The sequence below is a fragment of the Enterobacter sp. 725m/11 genome, from assembly GCF_011683705.1.
Lineage (GTDB): Bacteria > Pseudomonadota > Gammaproteobacteria > Enterobacterales > Enterobacteriaceae > Enterobacter > Enterobacter bugandensis.
Genome location: NZ_JAAQOK010000041.1, coordinates 1 through 19,026 on the forward strand (window position 1 = coordinate 1; position 19,026 = coordinate 19,026).

Here is a 19,026-nt window from a genome sequence, read left to right on the forward strand (position 1 = left end):
TCCGTCGTCGGCAGCGTCAGATGTGTATAAGAGACAGATATAAATGAGTAGAGATGATTAAAGTCCTGAATCACACTTTTCAAATAAGCACGTATGACGTTTTGTCTAATTCTGAAGCGCAATAAAATAGAAAAATCTATTTTATTTCAACAGATTCTTTATAATGCAGTCAGATGAAGGGTAGCACACGGATTCAGACATGCCGCACAAAAGTAAAATTCTCCTCCTGGATACGGGTAAAGAATGGGGGGGAGGCACCAACAGTATGCTTGAGCTCCTGAAGCGGATCAATCGCGATAAATTCGATATTACGTGTTGTTTTTACAGTGATTATAGCCGCGCTGAAGGTGAGACGATTGGTCAGGTGCTCAACAGCATCGGGATCCCGCTCATCGTGATCCCTCAGCGTCAGCAGCCGCTCTGGGCCAAATTACTGAAGGAAGCGGGACGTAGCCTGCTGTTTTTCTCACGCAGCGCCCGTAAGGCATTGACTCGTTACGTGGATATCCTGTGGCGAATCAGGCCTAACGTCAGCAAAATCGAGACGCTTTTCATGGAGGGCGGTTTCGATACGCTCTATATGAATAACCAACCCGGCTCAAATGAGGAAGGCTATCTCGCGGCAGCGAAACTTCAGGCGCGGCTGGTTCAGCACTGTCGCATTGAGCCTGTTTTGACCCCGCCGCTGGTGAAGCTGGTGAATGCCCACGCCACAAAAATCATCGCCGTCTCGCACGGCGTTGAACGCGTGCTTCTTCAGCATGGCGTCCGGCCCGAACTGTGTACCACGGTCAACAACGCCATCGACATCCACCAGCCTTTGCCCGACCGACGCGCCATGCGCCAGCGTCTGAACATCGATGACGACACCTTTGTGTTCGGCAGCATTGGGTCGCTTATCCCTCGCAAGTCCAACCACCATACTCTGGAGGCGCTGGCCCAGTTCAGCCAGAAGCACCCGCAGGCAAAATGGAAGATGGTGCTGGTCGGTGAAGGGGCTGAACGCGGCGCGCTGACGGCGCAGGCTGACGTGCTGGGGATTGCTGAGCACATCATTTTTACCGGTTTCCAGAACACGCCTTTTGACTATCTCGCCACCTTTGACGCGTTTATTCTGGCTTCGAAGAGCGAAGGTTTGCCCCGCGTCGTGCTGGAGGCAATGCTGCTGAATATCCCGGTGATTGGCTCAAAGGTGACCGGCACGGCAGAATTGATCGACCATGAGTCGACCGGGCTGCTGTTCCCGTGGAGCGATGTGTCGCAACTTGCTCAACATCTGGATAATATCTGGCAGGATCCTGCTCTGTGCGCCCGGCTCGCCGCAGCCGCGCACCAGAATGTCTGCAACGTGTATGCCATTGAAAGCTATGTTAACGGTGTCGAGGCCGTTCTTGGCGCGCAATAACCAAACGAGAAGAACATGTTTAAATTCCTGAATGCTCGCTACCGCCATATTACCGGGCGTCATAACATTCCGTACGCTTCCCTTCCGGTCACGCGCGATCTCGTTGCGGTTGATTCCATCGTGATCCCTTGTACGGGCGCGGATTTCGTCGAAGAGGCGTTATTATCAGCGACCTTTGCAGAGCGTTACGCCACCGACGTCAGCGAGATTGTTATCGTCAGCGATCAGCCTGAATCCGCTTTTGGCGAACTGCCGCCAAAAACCCGCGTTGTGACCCTCACGCTGCCAAAACGTGAAGAGGGGTACCGCTATAAGCAGATCTACCTCAGCCGTCTGGTGAAGCTTAACGCTCCGCTTCAGGCGCGCGGAGAAGGCGTATTGATGATCGACTCCGATCTCAACCTGCTGAAGATGCCCCAGATCAACATGGCCGATATGCACATCTACTCCAGCTTCCGTCAGGGCAAAATGATTGCCAAGCTGGACGGCGCCCCCGCAGATAAAGTGCCGGCATATTACAAAGAAACGGTGCGCCCGTATCTGATCGATCACGTTAACGGCGCGTTTCTTGCCGCAACCAAAAAGACCTGGCGTCGCATCTGCCCGCTGTGGCTGACGCTGTTCCAGGATACCTGGGAGCTGATGGACGACACGCAGCCGCCGACCGATCAGCTGCCGCTCGCTGCGCTGCTGGACATGCTGGATGTTAAAACGGTTAACCTGGGCGACTGGATGAACTGGCCGGTATCCAAGAAGATCGGCGGTCAGGAAGCCGTTGTGCCGAAAGAGGTGATTGGCGCGCACGGGGGTTTCCCGCTTTCCGAATGGCAGAAGTATCTGGAATCTCCGGATAACAAATTGCTGTTCAAAGGGCAGGACTATACCCGCAAGGTGCGCTACCTGACGGACGAAGAGAAAAAGAATCAGTAAAAAAGGGGCCGCTGGCCCCTTTTTTATTACTTATCCCAGCTCAGGATCACTTTCCCTGACTGACCGGAACGCATCGCGTCGAAGCCCTGCTGGAACTCATCGATGGAGAAACGGTGAGTGATAATCGGGGACAGATCCAGGCCGGACTGGATCAGCGCTGCCATCTTGTACCAGGTTTCGAACATCTCGCGGCCATAGATGCCTTTGATGAACAGCCCTTTGAAGATGACTTTGTTCCAGTCGATGGACATATCTGACGGCGGAATGCCCAGCATCGCGATACGGCCACCGTGGTTCATGGTGTCCAGCATGGTGCGGAACGCCGGCGGCGCGCCGGACATCTCCAGGCCGACGTCAAAGCCTTCGGTCATACCCAACTCTTCCATCACGTCGGTCAGGCTCTCTTTCGAGACATCCACCGCGCGGGTGACGCCCATTTTGCGCGCCAGCGACAGGCGGTATTCATTCACGTCGGTGATCACCACGTTGCGCGCGCCCACGTGCTTCGCCACGGCTGCCGCCATAATGCCGATTGGGCCGGCGCCGGAAACCAGCACGTCTTCACCTACCAGGTCGAAGGAGAGCGCGGTGTGTACCGCATTGCCGAACGGGTCGAAGATGGAGGCCAGATCGTCAGAGATATTGTCCGGGATTTTGAAGGCGTTAAACGCCGGGATCACCAGGTATTCCGCGAAGCAGCCCGGACGGTTTACGCCCACGCCGACGGTGTTGCGGCACAGGTGCGTACGGCCACCGCGACAGTTACGGCAGTGACCGCAGGTAATATGGCCTTCACCAGAGACGCGATCGCCAATGCTAAAGCCTTTGACTTCCTGGCCGATGCCGACCACTTCACCAACATATTCGTGACCGACAACCATTGGGACAGGAATGGTTTTTTGCGACCACTGATCCCAGTTGTAGATGTGAACGTCAGTACCGCAGATGGCGGTTTTACGAATTTTGATCAGCAGATCGTTATGACCGACTTCCGGCTCCGGCACGTCGGTCATCCAAATCCCTTCTTCCGCTTTCAGTTTGGATAACGCTTTCATCACACGTCCTCAGGCAATTACGCCCAGCTGTTTGCCGATGCGGGTAAAGGCTTCCACCGCACGCTCAATTTGTTCAGGCGAATGCGCCGCAGACATCTGGGTGCGGATACGCGCCTGACCTTTTGGTACCACCGGGAAGAAGAACCCGGTGACGTAAATCCCTTCTTTCTGCAGCTCACGGGCAAACTGCTGCGCCACAACTGCGTCGCCCAGCATCACCGGAATGATCGCGTGATCAGCGCCGGCCAGGGTGAACCCTGCGGCGCTCATTTTTTCGCGGAACAGACGGGCGTTTGCCCACAGGCGGTCGCGCAGCTCGGCACCGGACTCCACCATCTCCAGCACTTTGATGGAGGCGGCCACAATGGCCGGCGCCAGGGAGTTGGAGAACAGGTACGGACGGGAGCGCTGACGCAGCCACTCAACCACCTCTTTACGCGCAGCGGTATAACCGCCAGACGCGCCGCCGAGCGCTTTGCCCAGCGTACCGGTGATGATGTCCACGCGTCCCATCACGTCACAGTATTCGTGGGAGCCGCGGCCGTTTTCGCCGACAAAACCGACCGCGTGGGAGTCATCGACCATCACCAGCGCGTCGTATTTATCCGCCAGGTCGCACACGCCTTTCAGGTTGGCGATCACGCCGTCCATGGAGAATACCCCGTCGGTCGCGATCAGTACGTGGCGGGCACCCGCTTCGCGTGCCTCTTTGAGCCGCGCTTCCAGCTCAACCATGTCGTTGTTGGCGTAGCGGAAACGCTTCGCTTTACACAGGCGAACACCGTCGATGATGGAGGCGTGGTTCAGGGCGTCGGAGATAATCGCATCTTCTGCGCCGAGCAGGGTTTCAAACAGACCGCCGTTGGCGTCGAAGCAGGAGGAGTACAGAATCGCGTCTTCCATTCCGAGGAAGTTTGCCAGCTTTTGCTCAAGCTGCTTGTGGCTATCCTGGGTGCCGCAGATGAAACGCACGGAGGCCATGCCGAAGCCGTGGGTGTCCATGCCGTTTTTCGCGGCGGCAATCAGCTCAGGGTGATTCGCAAGACCTAAGTAGTTGTTCGCGCAAAAGTTGATCACATGGCTGCCGTCGGCAACGGTGATATCCGCCTGCTGGGCAGACGTGATAATGCGCTCTTCTTTGAACAACCCTTCCGCACGTGCGGTGTCGAGGTCGCTGTTTAACTGTTTGTAAAAATCACCACGCATTGCAATTCTCCAGACTCGGCAAATTTTGGCACATATTACCCAAACCTATAGTTCATGACGAGATGACGCCGTATCTCTTCTCGTTTTTGCAGCATAAATCACGTGTACCCCTGCTGCATATCGGTGAATGGCTGAAGACCGGGCATTGTGATGATATGATATGAATATTAGCGTCCGGGATTGTCCCCGGGCTCAACACTTCAAAGGTTACAGTTATGATCATCGTTACCGGCGGCGCGGGCTTTATCGGCAGCAACATTATTAAAGCCCTCAATGATAAGGGCATCACCGACATTCTGGTGGTGGACAACCTGAAAGACGGCACCAAGTTCGTTAACCTGGTGGATCTGAACATCGCTGACTACATGGATAAAGAAGACTTCCTTATCCAGATTATGGCGGGTGAAGAGTTCGGCGAGATCGAAGCCATCTTCCACGAAGGTGCGTGCTCTTCCACCACCGAGTGGGACGGCAAGTACATGATGGATAACAACTATCAGTACTCTAAAGAGATCCTGCACTACTGCCTGGAGCGTGAAATTCCGTTCCTGTACGCCTCCTCAGCAGCAACCTACGGCGGGCGCACCTCGGACTTCATCGAATCCCGCGAATACGAGCAGCCGCTGAATGTCTACGGCTACTCCAAGTTCCTGTTTGACGAGTACGTGCGTCAGATCCTGCCGGAAGCGAACTCACAGATTGTCGGCTTCCGCTACTTCAACGTTTACGGGCCGCGCGAAGGGCACAAGGGCAGCATGGCGAGCGTGGCGTTCCACCTGAACACCCAGTTGAATAACGGTGAAAGCCCGAAACTGTTCGAAGGCAGCGACGGCTTCAAGCGTGACTTCGTCTACGTAGGCGACGTTGCAGCCGTAAACCTGTGGTTCCTGGAAAACGGCGTCTCCGGCATTTTCAACCTGGGCACGGGCCGCGCGGAATCCTTCCAGGCGGTGGCAGACGCGACGCTGGCATACCATAAGAAAGGCAGCATCGAGTACATTCCGTTCCCGGATAAGCTGAAGGGCCGTTACCAGGCGTTCACGCAGGCCGACCTGACCAACCTGCGCGCAGCAGGTTATGACAAGCCGTTCAAGACCGTTGCCGAAGGCGTAACGGAATATATGGCCTGGCTGAACCGCGACGCATAAGTATGAAGATTCTGGTGATCGGCCCGTCATGGGTGGGCGACATGATGATGTCGCAAAGTCTCTATCGCACGCTCAAGGCGCGTTATCCCCAGGCGATAATCGACGTGATGGCACCCGCATGGTGCCGTCCGCTGTTATCGCGTATGCCGGAAGTAAACGAGGCGATCCCGATGCCACTCGGCCACGGGGCGCTGGAAATCGGTGAACGCCGCAAACTCGGTCATAGCCTGCGCGAGAAGCGCTATGACCGTGCGTACGTGCTGCCTAACTCCTTCAAATCCGCCCTTGTGCCCTTCTTTGCAGGCATCCCGCACCGTACCGGCTGGCGCGGCGAAATGCGCTACGGCCTGCTGAACGATGCCAGGGTGCTGGATAAAGAAGCCTGGCCGCTGATGGTGGAGCGCTACGTGGCGCTGGCCTACGACAAAGGCGTCATGCGCAGCGCGAAAGATCTGCCGCAGCCGCTACTGTGGCCGCAGCTTCAGGTGAACGAGGGGGAGAAATCCCACACCTGCAACGCGTTTGGCCTTTCGTCCGAACGCCCAATGATTGGCTTCTGCCCCGGCGCAGAATTTGGCCCGGCTAAACGCTGGCCGCACTACCACTACGCCGAACTGGCGAAACAGCTGATCGACGAGGGCTACCAGATTGTGCTGTTTGGCTCGGCGAAGGATCACGAGGCGGGCAACGAAATTCTCGCCACGCTGAGCACCGAGCAACAGGCCTGGTGCCGCAACCTGGCTGGAGAAACGCAGCTTGAGCAGGCCGTTATCCTGATTGCCGCCTGTAAGGCCGTGGTCAGCAATGACTCTGGCCTGATGCACGTCGCCGCCGCGCTGGATCGTCCGCTGGTTGCACTGTATGGCCCAAGCAGCCCGGACTTCACGCCGCCGCTGTCGCACAAAGCGCGCGTAATCCGTTTGATCACCGGCTACCACAAGGTACGCAAAGGCGATGCCGCTGAAGGTTACCATCAGAGCCTGATCGACATTACCCCAGAGCGCGTTCTCGAAGAGCTCAACGAACTGCTGTTGAGCGAAGAAGGATAACGGATGCGGGTATTGATCGTTAAAACCTCCTCAATGGGCGATGTGCTGCATACGCTACCGTCGCTGACGGACGCGATGCGGGCCATCCCAGGCATCCGTTTTGACTGGGTGGTAGAAGAAGGCTTCGCGCAGATCCCCACCTGGCATGAAGCGGTTGACCGCGTGATCCCGGTCGCGATTCGCCGCTGGCGCAAAGCGTGGTTCTCCGCGCCGATTAAAGCTGAGCGTAAAGCCTTCCGTGAAACGGTGCAGGCGCAGCGTTACGACGCGATTATCGACGCGCAGGGGCTGGTGAAAAGCGCGGCGCTGGTCACGCGTCTGGCGCACGGCGTAAAGCACGGCATGGACTGGCACACCGCCCGCGAACCGCTGGCGAGTCTGTTCTATAACCGCCGCCACCACATCGCAAAGCAGCAGCACGCCGTAGAACGCACCCGCGAGCTGTTTGCGAAAAGCCTCGGCTATGCGAAACCGGAGGCGCAGGGCGACTACGCCATTGCGCAGCACTTTTTGCGCAATACAGATCCCTGTGCTCAGCCTTATCTTGTCTTTCTGCATGCCACAACGCGCGACGATAAGCACTGGCCGGAAACGCACTGGCGAAGGCTGATTGAACTAATGCAACCCTCCGGTATCCATATTAAACTCCCGTGGGGCGCTGAGCATGAGCGGCAGCGTGCGGCGCGTCTGGCAGCAGGCTTTTCCCACGTCGAGGTGTTACCCAAACTCACGCTGGCGCAGGTTGCCGCAGAGCTGGCAGGCGCTAACGCCGTTGTTTCCGTGGATACGGGTTTAAGCCATTTAACCGCGGCGCTGGATCGCCCAAATATCACCCTTTTTGGCCCGACCGATCCCGGCCTGATCGGGGGCTATGGCAAAAACCAGCATCAGATGGTCAGCCCGACTCAGCAAACGAAGGATATCAGCGCAGATGCGATTTTTTCATTTTTACAGGGCAGCCGTTGGCTTTCCAACAGGGATATTTAACCCATGAGTTACGTATTTCTGCTGATTTTACTCTTTCCGGTGAAGCTTATCCGGAAGCTGTTGCGCAAAGAGACAGGGAAAAACCTGGTCATTCAGACAGCCAAAATCGGTGATTTTGTTAATGCAACGCCCCTTCTGGGCTGGCTGCAAAAAAGCGACGTGCTGATCAGCCGCAGCGTGGGTGCGCTGGCGAAGCACGACGAGACGGTCGAAGAGATTTATTTTATTGAGCAGCATAAGCGTAACCTGTGGCGTAAGCTCTGTTTCGCCTGCAGGATCATGAACCGCTATGACAACGTCTACCTTCTGCAGCCTAACAGCGTGAATCTTTTTTTCGCCTCCGTTTGTAACGCCAAAAACAAGCAATTTTTAAGCACTTACACGCGCAGGTGGTATCACGGGATTTTCTATTCAACGGCCGATGGTACGGTTGACCACGGTAGAAAAACGTTAACAGTCACTGACTATCTTAAGCTGGCCGACCGCGCTCTGACCTGGCAAGACTCTCCAAAGCACGCCACAAAGCCACTGTTTAAACCCGCGACTTATCCGGCGATCCTTGATAAACCCGGCGCGGTCCGCATTGGCATCAGTATCGCCGCCGGGAATAAAGCCAAAACCGTTCCGCCTGTCATCTGGAAGCAAATTGCCGATCGTCTCGCCGACCTGCCCTGCGAGTTTTATGTCTTTGGCGCCCCAAATGAACAGTCCTGGATGGATGACATCACCCGCGCTTACGGTGAACTGCCCAACTTTATTAATCTGATTGGCAAGATCTCGCTTGAAGAGCTTCCGTGGGCAATTTCTAAAATGGATTGTTATATCGCCTCCGACTCGGGGAATGTCTACATCGCCGATGCGGTTGGCGTGCCGGTCGTCTTACTGTTCGGTCCGTGCTGTCACTACGAGCAGCGCCCGCTTGGCAACGTGTTGCTGATTGGCAACGATGATAATATTTGCTCGTATGTTTTTGAAACTCGTTATTATTTCCCGCAAGGCCGGGAAGAACTCTTCGCGGTAACAGATGAATCGCTGGACGAACTCAAACATTTCATTTGCGGGCTACCAACAGCAAAATCTGCCTTTGATGCTAAGGGAAACTAATTACTATGGCTTTTCTCAGCATCATTATTGCCGCACATAATGCCGAAAACACGCTTCACGCCACGCTGGAAAGTCTGCAAAACGCGATTGAGAATGCAGGCGATGATGTAGAAGTTATTATCATTAATGACAGTTCCAACGATTCCACACAGGATATTATTGAGGCGTGGTTGCCAAAGCTTCCGCATGCGCAATGCCAATACGTTGAGTACCGTAACGTAGGGCATGTTCGAAACAGCGCAGTCTCGCTGGCGTCAGGCGATTACATCACGATGCTTGATAGCGACGATCTATTAAAGCCGGGTAGCATCCGGGATGCCGTCGCCTTCCTGAAAGCAGAGCGTCCTGATATGTTGCTGACGCGCCTGCTGGAAATACGCGATATGCGGAAAATCACCTCCGCCTGGCAGGGATTCACGCCCGTCTCATTATCGCAAAATGATGCAATAAAGCGTTTCCTGCAGCACAAAGATTTTCAGGCGCATCTCATCGGGCAATTCATCCACCGCAAGCTGTATGCAAGCAACCCGATCCCGTCTATGGTCTGCTATGAAGATTTCGCAGTATTTCCCGGCATGCTGATGCAATCGCACAAAATATTCTATCAGCGCCAGGGACACTACTATTACATCAAACGCAGCGACAGTTTGTCGAGCCGTCTTGACGCCAGCAAAATCGCTACGCTGGTTGAATGCACCTTACAGATGGAAAACACCTTACCGCAATCATTCAGGCATCTGGTTAATTGCCACTGGTTTGATATTTACAGTAACCATCGAAAACATTTGACCGACCAGCAACTCAAACAGGTTAAGGCGCGGGTAAACGCACTTTATTCTTTCTCTTTTTTCTTCTCCAGAGATGTACGTTTCAGCTACAAAAAAAGGGTCATTGAGGCATTATGGAAAAAGTAAAACTGCGGCTCTATCAGCTGACGCTGATTTTGAGCCTCATTTCGTTTGCACTGGCGCTACTGAGCTCAGGTAAACAACGCGAATTTTTCTATATTGCGGTTTATGCCAGCATTATCGGCTTAGCTTGCGAATATAAAAAAATCACCCTGCGCCCCTTTTCAATCGCGCTCCCCATATTGCTGATTGGGCTACTCAATCTTGTCTGGTATATGGTGTACGAATACCATAGCGAAGGTTTAAACGCTTACAGCGATTATCTGGGTGCCAGTAAGAAACTGATATTAGCGAGCATTCTCGTTTTTTATCTTGATCGGTTCAAATCGTATATTGATAAAGAATCATTTCAGAAATACTTCTTATACGCCTCTGGCGCGGGACTCATCCTTGCCACGGTCTATGGCTTATGGCAGGCCTGCCAGGGAATGGGGCGTATCGAGATGGCCATAAATCGTGCGACCGTGTCAGCCTATGTATACTCTGTACTGTCGCTGGCGCTCATATACAGTCTTTATCTTCAGAAAAACAGAAAATTGTATGTTGTAGCGGGTCTCACCGTATTAATTTCCTGGTTCGTTATTCTTTTGACAGGGACGCGTGCTGCCATGGGGCTGTATTTGCTTATGGCGATTGTGCTGACCCTTTACCATTTCAGAAGAATTCACCTTAAATCAATGCTGATTTTCTTATGTGTTGTGGCGGGCATTATTATCGTTAGCTACAAGCCTTTGATCTCGCCAAAGATAGATCAAACGCAGAGGGAATTTGCAATCTACCAACAAGGCATTGACGCCACGTCACTCGGGGCGCGTTTTTCCATGTGGATAGTGGGTCTTCAGAACGGTCTGGCCCACCCACTGGGACAGTCAATCGAAGATCGCGAGGTATGGTCACAGCATTATGTTCAAGAGGGGCACCCGCACCTCGTATCCGCACTCGAGTATATCAGGATACATCTGCACAATGAATTTATCGAAAAATACTCTCTGCAGGGGCTTCCGGGTCTGGCGATATTACTCTTTTTCTTCGTTTCGATGATCGCTTACGCGCTTAAAAACCGAAATGGCCTGCTGCTGACAACGATGCTTCTTTTATTACTCTATGGCCTGACGGACGTCATTTTATTGAGCTCAGAAGCCCTAATATTCTTTGTTACTCTGTTTGCATTGAGTACTCCCTTCTCGCAAACCAGACAACATCAATAAGAGATAATGCCCGCCAGCCGGGCATTATTTTTTCTTGTATTGATAAAACTCCGCCAGCGTCATCCCCACCGTCTTATCGGATAGCCAGCTAAAAAGCGCTTCTAAATCCTGATACAACCCTTCGATCGCCGCCTCATCTTTAAACGTGGGGCTTCCGCCGGGCATAAATTCTGACGAATGAAGCATAAACTCCACATAGTCATTTCCCCGCGACAGGCACTGCTGCGCGACCTGAATCATCTGCGCCGCATTGCCGCCGGACGGTCGCAACCAGTTTACGGACGGAGAGCGGTATTTCCCGCGCAGACGATCATAGCCTTGCTTGATCGTGTTCAACCAGGCCGGATGTTTATACTGAATGCTCATTGGCACTTCGAGTAAGGGGCTATTTCCCGCCCGGGAAATAGTATCTAAATCCATAAAATAGGCGTGGTCGGGGAAATGCTGATAATCCGTTCCGCCATTGCCCTGCGGAGCACCTTTCGCATTGCGCCAGTTCACGCGTGGCGTCACAGAGCAATCAACCTGGTAGCCCAGTTCAACGAGCAATTTTGCATAGCGGCTATCAAATGCCCAACGCCCGGCGCGGTGGCTCAGCATTTTGGTCTGGAATGTCTCTTCCAGCAGACGGGTCATGAACAGCACTTTCTCACGCATCACCTCGTCTGAAAATTCAATCAGATACGGTTGCCAGCGCCAGTCATCTCCCGTGAGATCGTGCTCAGGTGGGCTATTCCATGCATGAAGGTGCATACCCACCTCCCCCTGACCGCGAGCGATCGCGTCCCTGGCGAATTCAATGAAAACGGGCTCGATTGCCATCTCATAGTTTGTCAGCCATACGGGCTTAAAACCAAAACGCTCACAGAGGGCCTGGAACCGGGCCAGATAGCGCGCATTTTCCGTTTTAATGACGCGGTGATTCTGCCAGAGATTATCGCCCTCAGTATCGATCGTGATGATAAACGCTGGTTTTTTCATAATGAGTCCGCATGACAGGGAAGTTAGCGCTATGTTACGCACTCTCCAAAGCCTGAGTAAACCCTTCCTGGGAAATTCCTGAGATTATGGAGAAAGAGTGCAAGTCGCTACCAGGTCTATTAGAATTGCCAACAGTACAACGCCGATAAGATGATGATGAATAACTTACCTGACACGCCTGATTTGCGCATTCTACTGATCAAACTCCGCCATCATGGCGATATGTTATTGACCACCCCCGTCATTGATTCATTACGTCAAAAATGGCCACAAGCGCAAATTGACGTGCTGTTGTATGAAGAAACGCGCGATATGCTCGCCACGCATCCGACGATTGGCACTATTTATGGAATCGATCGTAAATGGAAGCACCTGGGCACGCTAAAGCACCTTCATAAGGAGTGGCAGCTGCTCTGCGCGTTACGAAAGCAACATTATCATCTGGTGATAAATCTTGCCGATCAGTGGCGTAGCGCTATCGTTACCCGTTTCACTGGTGCGCCGGTTCGCCTCGGATTCGCCTTTAACAAACGCAACAATCCATTCTGGCGTTTCTGTCATAGCGATTTAGTCTCTGTTGCAAATCACAAATCCCTGCACACTGTCGAACAAAATCTCTCCATTCTGTCACCATTACAGGTCGCGCCTGAGCCAACTGTTACCATGGCCTACAGCGCAGAAGACTGGCACCACGCCCGCCAGCAGCTGGTGCAAAAAGGAGTGGGCGATAACTACATCGTCATTCAGCCGACATCACGCTGGTTCTTCAAATGCTGGGATGAAAGCAAAATGGCGCAAACCATCACCGCGCTGCAGCAGGATGGGCATACCGTTGTACTCACGGCCGGGCCGGATAAAAAAGAGCTGGCGATGATAGATCGCATACTCGCCGCCTCACCGAAAACGGGGGTCGTCTCGCTGGCGGGACAGCTAACGTTGCGCCAGCTGGCCTCACTCATCGACCACGCGTGTCTTTTTATTGGCGTTGACTCCGTTCCGATGCACATGGCCGCCGCGCTGCAGACGCCCTGCGTGGCGCTGTTTGGCCCTTCCAAACTGACGTTTTGGTCTCCATGGCAGGTCAACGGTGAAGTCATCTGGGCCGGCGACTACGGTCCCCTTCCCGATCCCGACGCTATTGATACCAAAACGAAAGAACGCTATCTCGACGCCATTCCTGTTGATGCTGTCGTCTCCGCTGCAAGGAGATATTTGTCATGAAACACCATCGTCTGGCGATTGTTCGCCAAAAGTATCGCCCTGATGGCGGAGCGGAGCGCTTCGTTTCACGTGCGCTCACCGCACTGAGCAATCAGAATCTTGAACTCAACGTCATTACGCGTGAATGGCAGGGCGAGAGACAGGACGACTGGCATATCCATATTTGCGACCCGCGCAAATGGGGCCGAATTAGCCGCGAACGCGGGTTTGCCCATGCTGCCCGCGCGCTGTGGCAGCAACAGCAGTTTGATATTGTGCAAAGCCACGAGCGGATTCCGGGCTGTGATATCTACCGCGCTGGCGATGGCGTCCATCGCCGCTGGCTGCTACAGCGTGCGCGCATCCTGCCCGCCTGGCGCGCGAAAATGCTGATGGTCGACCGCTATCACCGCTACGTGATGCACGCCGAGCGTGAAATGTACCAGGCGCCAGAGCTGAAAGCGGTTATCTGTAATGCGGAGATGATCAAACGCGAAATCGTCGAAGACTTTGATATTGACGCAAAAAAGATACATGTGATTTATAATTCAATTGATTCCAGCCGCTTCGTTCCGGCCCAGGAAGCACAGCGTGCCGCGCTGCGTCAGCAATTTGGTTTGCCAGCCGATGCCGTGGTGTTCTGTTTTGTAGGATCGGGATTTGAACGAAAAGGATTGGCCAGCGCCATACGCGCTATCGCAGGAACTTCAGCCTGGCTGATTGTGGTTGGACAGGATAAAGCAGAACATCGTTATCGTGACCTCGCCCGTTCATTGGGCTGCGAAGGGCAAATCCGTTTCCTGGGGATGCAGAAAGAAACGCTGCCTTTTTATCAGCTATCCGATGGTTTACTGTTGCCAACGCTGTATGATCCCTTTCCAAACGTCATTCTTGAAGCGATGGCCTGCGGCTTGCCCGTCATTACTTCAGAGAGTTGCGGAGGCGCTGAATTTATTCAGCAAGGCCAGAACGGATTTTATTGTGACGCCCTGGATATCAACACATTGAAGGAGGCAATTGCAGCCACTCCTTCTCTGGGAAAAAATAACACGATGGGGCAAGCGGCACGTGAACGGGTAAAAGACGCCACCCCCGAAAAACTGTCAAGTCAGCTTATTTCGCTTTATCAAAAATTACTGGATTAAAAATGCGCATCCTAATGATTATTGATGGTTTACCCGGTGGGGGAGCTGAAAAAACAGTTCTTACACTTTCCAGCGGATTAACGGAAATGGGGCATCAGGTCTCCCTTTTCTCTCTGCGGAAAGTGTGTGATTACGCCATCCCGGAAGGCATTGATTATCAGGTGGTTCAGGATACCTGCAAAAAACCGTGGCGCAAGCTGACGGAGATCCCACGCCGAGCCCGCCTGCTGGATCAGGCAATTGAGCGGGCTGAGCGCAGCGGAAAATTTGACGTTGTGTTCTCTCATCTGCACAAAACTGACCGCATTGTGGCGCACTGCCGCGCGCTGGAGCGTGAAAAAGTCTGGTTCTGCGTGCATGGCATGTTCTCTTTCTCCTATCTTCGCCATCGCAGCGGGCTTTCGCGCTGGTTTAAGCATCTTAAAATTCGTCATACCTACGAAAACCGAAACGTTGTCGCCGTCTCAGGCGCCGTGCTGAAAGACCTTTCCGAGACCCTGGCTCTGAAACTCCGGCGTAAAGCGGTTATCCACAATCCTTTTGATATCCCTGAAATTCAGCGTCTGGCGGATGCCCCCTTCGAGATGCAAGGGAAGGATTACATCATCCATGTCGGCCGCTTCCATGAACACAAACGCCACGACCGTCTTTTACGCGCGTTCGCACAGAGCCAGCTCGACACTACGCTTGTCATGATGGGCAATGGTTCCGAAGCCAAAATTCAAAAGCTCAAACAGCTTGCCCGCGACCTGGGTATTGAAGACAAGACGGTTTTCCGTCCCTTCGACTCCAATCCCTACCCCTGGATTAAAGGGGCACGCCTCTTAGTGTTAAGTTCTGACTGCGAAGGTTTTGGTAATGTGCTGGTGGAATCCATTATCTGCCAGACGCCACCGGTCAGTACCAATTGTCCGGGTGGCCCCGCAGAAATCCTCACCGGCGCCTTAGCGCGCGGGCTGGCAGAGCTAAATGACGCGTCACTGGCAAAAACCCTGGTAGATATTTATACCGCCCCGCCGGTCGTTGGCGATGCAACGATTGCGTCGTTCGGTATCAATGCCATTTGCCAGCAGTACATTGCTTTGGTCGACAATCAAAAATAATCAGGTTTCTTATGCAAAATTCAGCACCATTGTTAAGCGTGGTGGTTGCCGTTTATAACGGCGAAGCTTTTCTGGATCAGTTCTTTACCTGCCTTGTGAATCAACGCATCGACAGCATGGAAGTCATTATTGTCAATGATGGCTCAACTGACCGCTCGATGCAGATCGTCGAAAGCTGGCGTGAAAAACTGCCGCAGATGCAGGTGATTGAACAGCAAAACCAGGGCGTTTCCATTGCGCGAAATACCGGCCTGGCCGTTGCAACCGGTCAGTATCTCTCTTTCCCGGATATTGATGACGTCTTCAAACCTGGCATGTACCAGCGTCTGCTGGATATGGCCGTCACGCAGGATCTGGATGTCGCCACCTGCAACGGCAACTACGTCTGGGAAAATGATAAGAAACCGTCTCGACCTATCTTCCCCGAGGATAAACTCGCCTCAACGGGCGTTATGACGGGCCCGGCATGGTTAAAGATGGCGCTGGATTCACGTAAGTTCCTGCACGTGACCTGGCTTAATATCTATCGCCACGATTTTATTCGTAAACACAGTTTCCATTTCGAACCCGGGCTGCGCCATCAGGATATCCCGTGGACCACCGAGGTGCTGCTTGCCGCAGAGCGCGTTCAGTACACCAGTGAACGCTTTTATGACTACTACATTCACTCTGCCTCGGTATCGCATACGCCGGATAATGACGACACGCTGATCCGCTCCGCGCGCCACTACATGAAAATCCTGCAGATGCTTGATGCCATTAACCAGCGTTACCCGGATAAAGTGAAAAATATCCCCGCCTGCCACTGGCAAATCGCCAAAGAGGGGCTGGGGATCATTCATACCTTCGACAACATGAAGGATGAGACAAAGAAAACAATGATTATCAAAGAGTTCTTCGACACCGGGATCTGGAAGCTTATCTGGAAAAGTGCCAAAAGCCCGCGTTTGCGCTGGCGCCTGGGCCGACGCTACTTCCGTTTAAAACGGTATCTGGCATAAGAGATAGCTTTACCTGGCTTAAATGCTTAGAATTTGCCCGCCGAAACTAAAAAGACGGATAATCGCTTGGAATTGTTGTATACCGCCCTGCTCTATATCATTCAGCCACTGGTGTGGCTGAGACTGTTGCTTCGTAGCCGTAAAGCGCCTGCGTATCGTAAACGCTGGGCTGAACGCTATGGCTTTTGCCGCAATAAAGTCGCCCCGGACGGTATTTTGCTGCATTCCGTTTCTGTCGGTGAAACGCTAGCGGCGATCCCGCTGGTTCGCGCTCTGCGCCACCGCTACCCGTCTCTGCCGATTACCGTCACCACCATGACGCCAACCGGCTCAGAGCGCGCGTTATCCGCGTTTGGCAAAGACGTTCATCACGTCTACCTCCCTTACGATCTGCCCTGCGCTATGAATCGTTTCCTGAACACCGTTCGCCCGAAGCTGGTGATCGTGATGGAAACCGAGCTGTGGCCGAACATGATTTCCGCTCTGCACGCCCGTAAAATTCCGCTGGTGATTGCCAACGCGCGCCTTTCAGAGCGCTCGGCGAAAGGCTACGGCAAGCTGGGCAAATTTATGCGCCGCCTGCTGAGCAAAATCACGCTGATTGCCGCGCAGAACGAAGAAGACGCGGCGCGCTTTATCTCCCTGGGCCTGAAGCGCAACCAGCTTGCCGTGACCGGCAGCCTGAAATTCGATATTTCCGTTACCCCTGAACTGGCCGCCCGCGCCATCACGCTGCGCCGCCAGTGGGCTCCGCGTCGCCAGGTCTGGATAGCGACCAGTACTCATGAGGGCGAAGAGGCGATTATCCTGCAGGCGCACCGTAAGCTGCTGGAAACCTTCCCGGACCTACTGCTGATTCTGGTGCCTCGTCACCCCGAACGTTTTAAAGATGCCCGCGAAATGGTGCAGAAAGGCGGCTTCAGCTTCACCCTGCGCAGCAGCGGAGAGATCCCTTCCGGCAGTACCCAGGTGGTGATTGGCGATACGATGGGCGAACTGATGCTGCTCTACGGCATTGCTGACCTCGCCTTTGTTGGCGGCAGCCTGGTGGAGCGCGGAGGCCATAACCCGCTCGAGCCGGCAGCCCACGCCATTCCTGTGCTGATGGGTCCACACACGTTTAACTTCAAAGATATCTGCGCTAAATTGCAGCAGGCCGATGGTTTAATTACCGTGACCGATGCGGACTCGGTCGTCAAAGAAGTATCGACCCTTCTGACGGATGAAGATTACCGCCTGTGGTACGGTCGCCACGCCGTCGAAGTGCTGCACCAGAACCAGGGCGCACTCACCCGTCTGCTGCAGCTTCTGCAACCTTATCTGCCTCAGCGGAGCCACTAATGTCTACGCGTCTGTCGGTCGTCATGATCGCCAAAAACGCCGCCGACCTGCTTCCGGACTGCCTGGCCTCCGTCGCCTGGGCTGACGAAATTGTTATCCTCGACTCCGGAAGCACGGACAACACGGTGGACATCGCCCGGGCTGCGGGCGCAAAAGTCTTTACCGATACCGACTGGCAGGGCTACGGCATTCAGCGCCAGCGCGCGCAGGGTCACGCCACGGGCGATTATGTGCTGATGATCGACACCGACGAGCGCGTCACCCCGGAACTCCAGCAGGCCATTCAGGCGGTGCTTTCCTCACCCCAGCCTGGCGCTGTATACAGCATCGCGCGTCGCAACTACTTCCTTGGCCGCTTCATGCGCCACAGCGGCTGGTATCCGGATCGCGTAATGCGCCTCTACGAGCGCGGGCGCTTTCAGTACAACGACAACCTTGTCCATGAGTCACTGGCCTGCGACGGCGCACAGGTCATCCCCCTGACGGGTGATTTGCTGCATCTGACCTGCCGTGATTTCGCCAGCTTCCAGAAAAAGCAGCTCAACTATGCCACCGCATGGGCGCAGGAACGCCACCAGCGCGGCAAGAAGGCCTCGCTGACAGGAATCTTCACCCACACGCTGGGCGCGTTTCTGAAAACGCTGCTGCTGCGCGGCGGCGTGCTGGATGGTAAGCAGGGCTGGTTACTGGCGGTAGTGAATGCCCAGTATACTTTCAACAAATACACCGAGCTGTGGGCGCTCTGCCGCGGCTACTCAGAGAAAACGTGAGCCATGAGCACAAAAGCGATTTATCCGGGTACCTTCGATCCGATCACTAACGGTCATCTTGACATCATTACCCGTGCAGCGTGCATGTTCGACAAGGTGATCCTGGCGATTGCCGCCAGCCCCAGCAAAAAGCCGATGTTTGATCTCAACGAGCGCGTGCAACTTGCCACCGACGCCATTTCGCACCTGCCGAATGTTGAAGTTGTCGGGTTCAGCGATCTGATGGCGAACTTCGCCCGCGCCCAGCAGGCCAATATTCTGATTCGTGGCCTGCGCGCGGTGGCAGACTTCGAGTATGAGATGCAGCTGGCGCACATGAACCGCCACCTGATGCCGGAGCTGGAAAGCGTATTCCTGATGCCGTCAAAAGAGTGGTCGTTTATCTCGTCCACGCTGGTAAAAGAGGTGGCGCGCCATCACGGGGACGTTACCCATTTCCTGCCGGATAACGTCCACCAGGCGCTGATGGAAAAGCTAAAGTAGTT

Annotated in this window: 18 protein-coding genes; 15 read left to right on the forward strand and 3 right to left on the reverse strand. The window is 54.1% G+C overall.

Features of this window, described 5'->3' with window-relative positions; all coding sequences use genetic code 11:
- Positions 1–199: 199 nt before the first annotated feature.
- Together HBA26_RS16975 and HBA26_RS16980 are read left to right on the forward strand one after the other, a co-directional pair.
- Positions 200–1,405 carry a glycosyltransferase gene (locus HBA26_RS16975; protein WP_126345600.1) on the forward strand — a complete coding sequence of 402 codons (1,206 nt, stop codon included), beginning with the start codon at positions 200–202 and terminating at the stop codon, positions 1,403–1,405.
- A gap of 15 nt (positions 1,406–1,420) precedes the next feature.
- Positions 1,421–2,335, forward strand: a complete 915-nt coding sequence (locus tag HBA26_RS16980) for a hypothetical protein (RefSeq protein ID WP_126345601.1) — start codon at positions 1,421–1,423, stop codon at positions 2,333–2,335.
- A gap of 26 nt (positions 2,336–2,361) precedes the next feature.
- On the opposite strand, the gene tdh is transcribed toward HBA26_RS16980, so the two are convergent.
- Positions 2,362–3,390, reverse strand: coding sequence for an L-threonine 3-dehydrogenase (gene tdh / locus HBA26_RS16985; protein ID WP_006812404.1), 1,029 nt, complete (start codon positions 3,388–3,390; stop codon positions 2,362–2,364).
- A 9-nt stretch (positions 3,391–3,399) separates the two neighbouring features.
- Positions 3,400–4,596, reverse strand: coding sequence for a glycine C-acetyltransferase (gene kbl, locus HBA26_RS16990; protein ID WP_045260056.1), 1,197 nt, complete (start codon positions 4,594–4,596; stop codon positions 3,400–3,402).
- A gap of 215 nt (positions 4,597–4,811) precedes the next feature.
- Here kbl and rfaD point away from each other — a divergent pair, with 215 nt between their 5' ends.
- Genes rfaD through HBA26_RS17020 form a run of 6 tightly spaced genes read left to right on the forward strand, consistent with a single transcriptional unit; the run spans position 4,812 to position 11,000 of the window.
- Positions 4,812–5,744 (forward strand): ADP-glyceromanno-heptose 6-epimerase, encoded by a 933-nt coding sequence (gene rfaD, locus HBA26_RS16995; protein WP_041911658.1) that lies wholly within the window; start codon positions 4,812–4,814, stop codon positions 5,742–5,744.
- A 2-nt stretch (positions 5,745–5,746) separates the two neighbouring features.
- The gene (gene rfaF / locus HBA26_RS17000) at positions 5,747–6,793 is read left to right on the forward strand and encodes an ADP-heptose--LPS heptosyltransferase RfaF (RefSeq protein WP_126345602.1); all 1,047 of its coding nucleotides are present in this window, start codon (positions 5,747–5,749) and stop codon (positions 6,791–6,793) included.
- A 3-nt stretch (positions 6,794–6,796) separates the two neighbouring features.
- On the forward strand, positions 6,797–7,780 hold the full coding sequence (gene rfaC, locus HBA26_RS17005) for a lipopolysaccharide heptosyltransferase RfaC (RefSeq protein WP_047366919.1): 984 nt from the start codon (positions 6,797–6,799) through the stop codon (positions 7,778–7,780).
- A gap of 3 nt (positions 7,781–7,783) precedes the next feature.
- Positions 7,784–8,884 (forward strand): glycosyltransferase family 9 protein, encoded by a 1,101-nt coding sequence (locus HBA26_RS17010; RefSeq protein WP_126345603.1) that lies wholly within the window; start codon positions 7,784–7,786, stop codon positions 8,882–8,884.
- Between the two features lie 5 nt (positions 8,885–8,889).
- Positions 8,890–9,798, forward strand: coding sequence for a glycosyltransferase family 2 protein (locus HBA26_RS17015; RefSeq protein WP_126345604.1), 909 nt, complete (start codon positions 8,890–8,892; stop codon positions 9,796–9,798).
- Positions 9,786–11,000: an O-antigen ligase family protein gene (locus HBA26_RS17020; protein ID WP_126345605.1), complete on the forward strand. Its 1,215-nt coding sequence runs from the start codon at positions 9,786–9,788 to the stop codon at positions 10,998–11,000. The genes HBA26_RS17015 and HBA26_RS17020 overlap by 13 nt, the downstream gene beginning before the upstream one ends.
- 24 nt (positions 11,001–11,024) lie before the next feature.
- On the opposite strand, the gene HBA26_RS17025 is transcribed toward HBA26_RS17020, so the two are convergent.
- Positions 11,025–11,981, reverse strand: coding sequence for a polysaccharide deacetylase family protein (locus HBA26_RS17025; RefSeq protein WP_049001249.1), 957 nt, complete (start codon positions 11,979–11,981; stop codon positions 11,025–11,027).
- A 150-nt stretch (positions 11,982–12,131) separates the two neighbouring features.
- Between HBA26_RS17025 and rfaQ the strand changes: the two genes are divergently transcribed.
- The 7 genes from rfaQ to coaD all read left to right on the forward strand — a co-directional run bounded on the left by rfaQ (position 12,132) and on the right by coaD (position 19,024).
- Positions 12,132–13,202 (forward strand): putative lipopolysaccharide heptosyltransferase III, encoded by a 1,071-nt coding sequence (gene rfaQ, locus HBA26_RS17030; protein ID WP_126345607.1) that lies wholly within the window; start codon positions 12,132–12,134, stop codon positions 13,200–13,202.
- A complete protein-coding gene (locus HBA26_RS17035) occupies positions 13,199–14,326 on the forward strand; it encodes a glycosyltransferase family 4 protein (protein ID WP_041911666.1) in 1,128 nt (375 codons plus the stop codon). Before rfaQ ends, HBA26_RS17035 begins: the two co-directional genes overlap by 4 nt.
- Positions 14,327–14,328: 2 nt before the next feature.
- Positions 14,329–15,429, forward strand: a complete 1,101-nt coding sequence (locus HBA26_RS17040; protein ID WP_041911667.1) for a glycosyltransferase — start codon at positions 14,329–14,331, stop codon at positions 15,427–15,429.
- 11 nt (positions 15,430–15,440) lie between these two features.
- Complete coding sequence (locus HBA26_RS17045; protein ID WP_028015021.1) at positions 15,441–16,430, forward strand: glycosyltransferase; 990 nt, start codon at positions 15,441–15,443, stop codon at positions 16,428–16,430.
- A 66-nt stretch (positions 16,431–16,496) separates the two neighbouring features.
- Complete coding sequence (gene waaA, locus HBA26_RS17050) at positions 16,497–17,771, forward strand: lipid IV(A) 3-deoxy-D-manno-octulosonic acid transferase (protein ID WP_028015020.1); 1,275 nt, start codon at positions 16,497–16,499, stop codon at positions 17,769–17,771.
- A complete protein-coding gene (locus HBA26_RS17055) occupies positions 17,771–18,541 on the forward strand; it encodes a glycosyltransferase family 2 protein (protein WP_126345608.1) in 771 nt (256 codons plus the stop codon). Before waaA ends, HBA26_RS17055 begins: the two co-directional genes overlap by 1 nt.
- 3 nt (positions 18,542–18,544) lie before the next feature.
- Positions 18,545–19,024: a pantetheine-phosphate adenylyltransferase gene (gene coaD, locus HBA26_RS17060; protein ID WP_025758454.1), complete on the forward strand. Its 480-nt coding sequence runs from the start codon at positions 18,545–18,547 to the stop codon at positions 19,022–19,024.
- The last annotated feature ends 2 nt before the right edge of the window (positions 19,025–19,026 follow it).

What these genes read in the sequence shown, in the direction of transcription:
- HBA26_RS16975 (WP_126345600.1), top strand. Translation starts at nt 200, where the DNA reads ATGCCGCACAAAAGTAAAATTCTCCTCCTGGATACGGGTAAAGAATGG.
- HBA26_RS16980 (WP_126345601.1), top strand. Translation starts at nt 1,421, where the DNA reads ATGTTTAAATTCCTGAATGCTCGCTACCGCCATATTACCGGGCGTCAT.
- tdh (WP_006812404.1), bottom strand. Translation starts at nt 3,390, where the DNA reads ATGAAAGCGTTATCCAAACTGAAAGCGGAAGAAGGGATTTGGATGACC.
- kbl (WP_045260056.1), bottom strand. Translation starts at nt 4,596, where the DNA reads ATGCGTGGTGATTTTTACAAACAGTTAAACAGCGACCTCGACACCGCA.
- rfaD (WP_041911658.1), top strand. Translation starts at nt 4,812, where the DNA reads ATGATCATCGTTACCGGCGGCGCGGGCTTTATCGGCAGCAACATTATT.
- rfaF (WP_126345602.1), top strand. Translation starts at nt 5,747, where the DNA reads ATGAAGATTCTGGTGATCGGCCCGTCATGGGTGGGCGACATGATGATG.
- rfaC (WP_047366919.1), top strand. Translation starts at nt 6,797, where the DNA reads ATGCGGGTATTGATCGTTAAAACCTCCTCAATGGGCGATGTGCTGCAT.
- HBA26_RS17010 (WP_126345603.1), top strand. Translation starts at nt 7,784, where the DNA reads ATGAGTTACGTATTTCTGCTGATTTTACTCTTTCCGGTGAAGCTTATC.
- HBA26_RS17015 (WP_126345604.1), top strand. Translation starts at nt 8,890, where the DNA reads ATGGCTTTTCTCAGCATCATTATTGCCGCACATAATGCCGAAAACACG.
- HBA26_RS17020 (WP_126345605.1), top strand. Translation starts at nt 9,786, where the DNA reads ATGGAAAAAGTAAAACTGCGGCTCTATCAGCTGACGCTGATTTTGAGC.
- HBA26_RS17025 (WP_049001249.1), bottom strand. Translation starts at nt 11,981, where the DNA reads ATGAAAAAACCAGCGTTTATCATCACGATCGATACTGAGGGCGATAAT.
- rfaQ (WP_126345607.1), top strand. Translation starts at nt 12,132, where the DNA reads ATGATGATGAATAACTTACCTGACACGCCTGATTTGCGCATTCTACTG.
- HBA26_RS17035 (WP_041911666.1), top strand. Translation starts at nt 13,199, where the DNA reads ATGAAACACCATCGTCTGGCGATTGTTCGCCAAAAGTATCGCCCTGAT.
- HBA26_RS17040 (WP_041911667.1), top strand. Translation starts at nt 14,329, where the DNA reads ATGCGCATCCTAATGATTATTGATGGTTTACCCGGTGGGGGAGCTGAA.
- HBA26_RS17045 (WP_028015021.1), top strand. Translation starts at nt 15,441, where the DNA reads ATGCAAAATTCAGCACCATTGTTAAGCGTGGTGGTTGCCGTTTATAAC.
- HBA26_RS17055 (WP_126345608.1), top strand. Translation starts at nt 17,771, where the DNA reads ATGTCTACGCGTCTGTCGGTCGTCATGATCGCCAAAAACGCCGCCGAC.
- coaD (WP_025758454.1), top strand. Translation starts at nt 18,545, where the DNA reads ATGAGCACAAAAGCGATTTATCCGGGTACCTTCGATCCGATCACTAAC.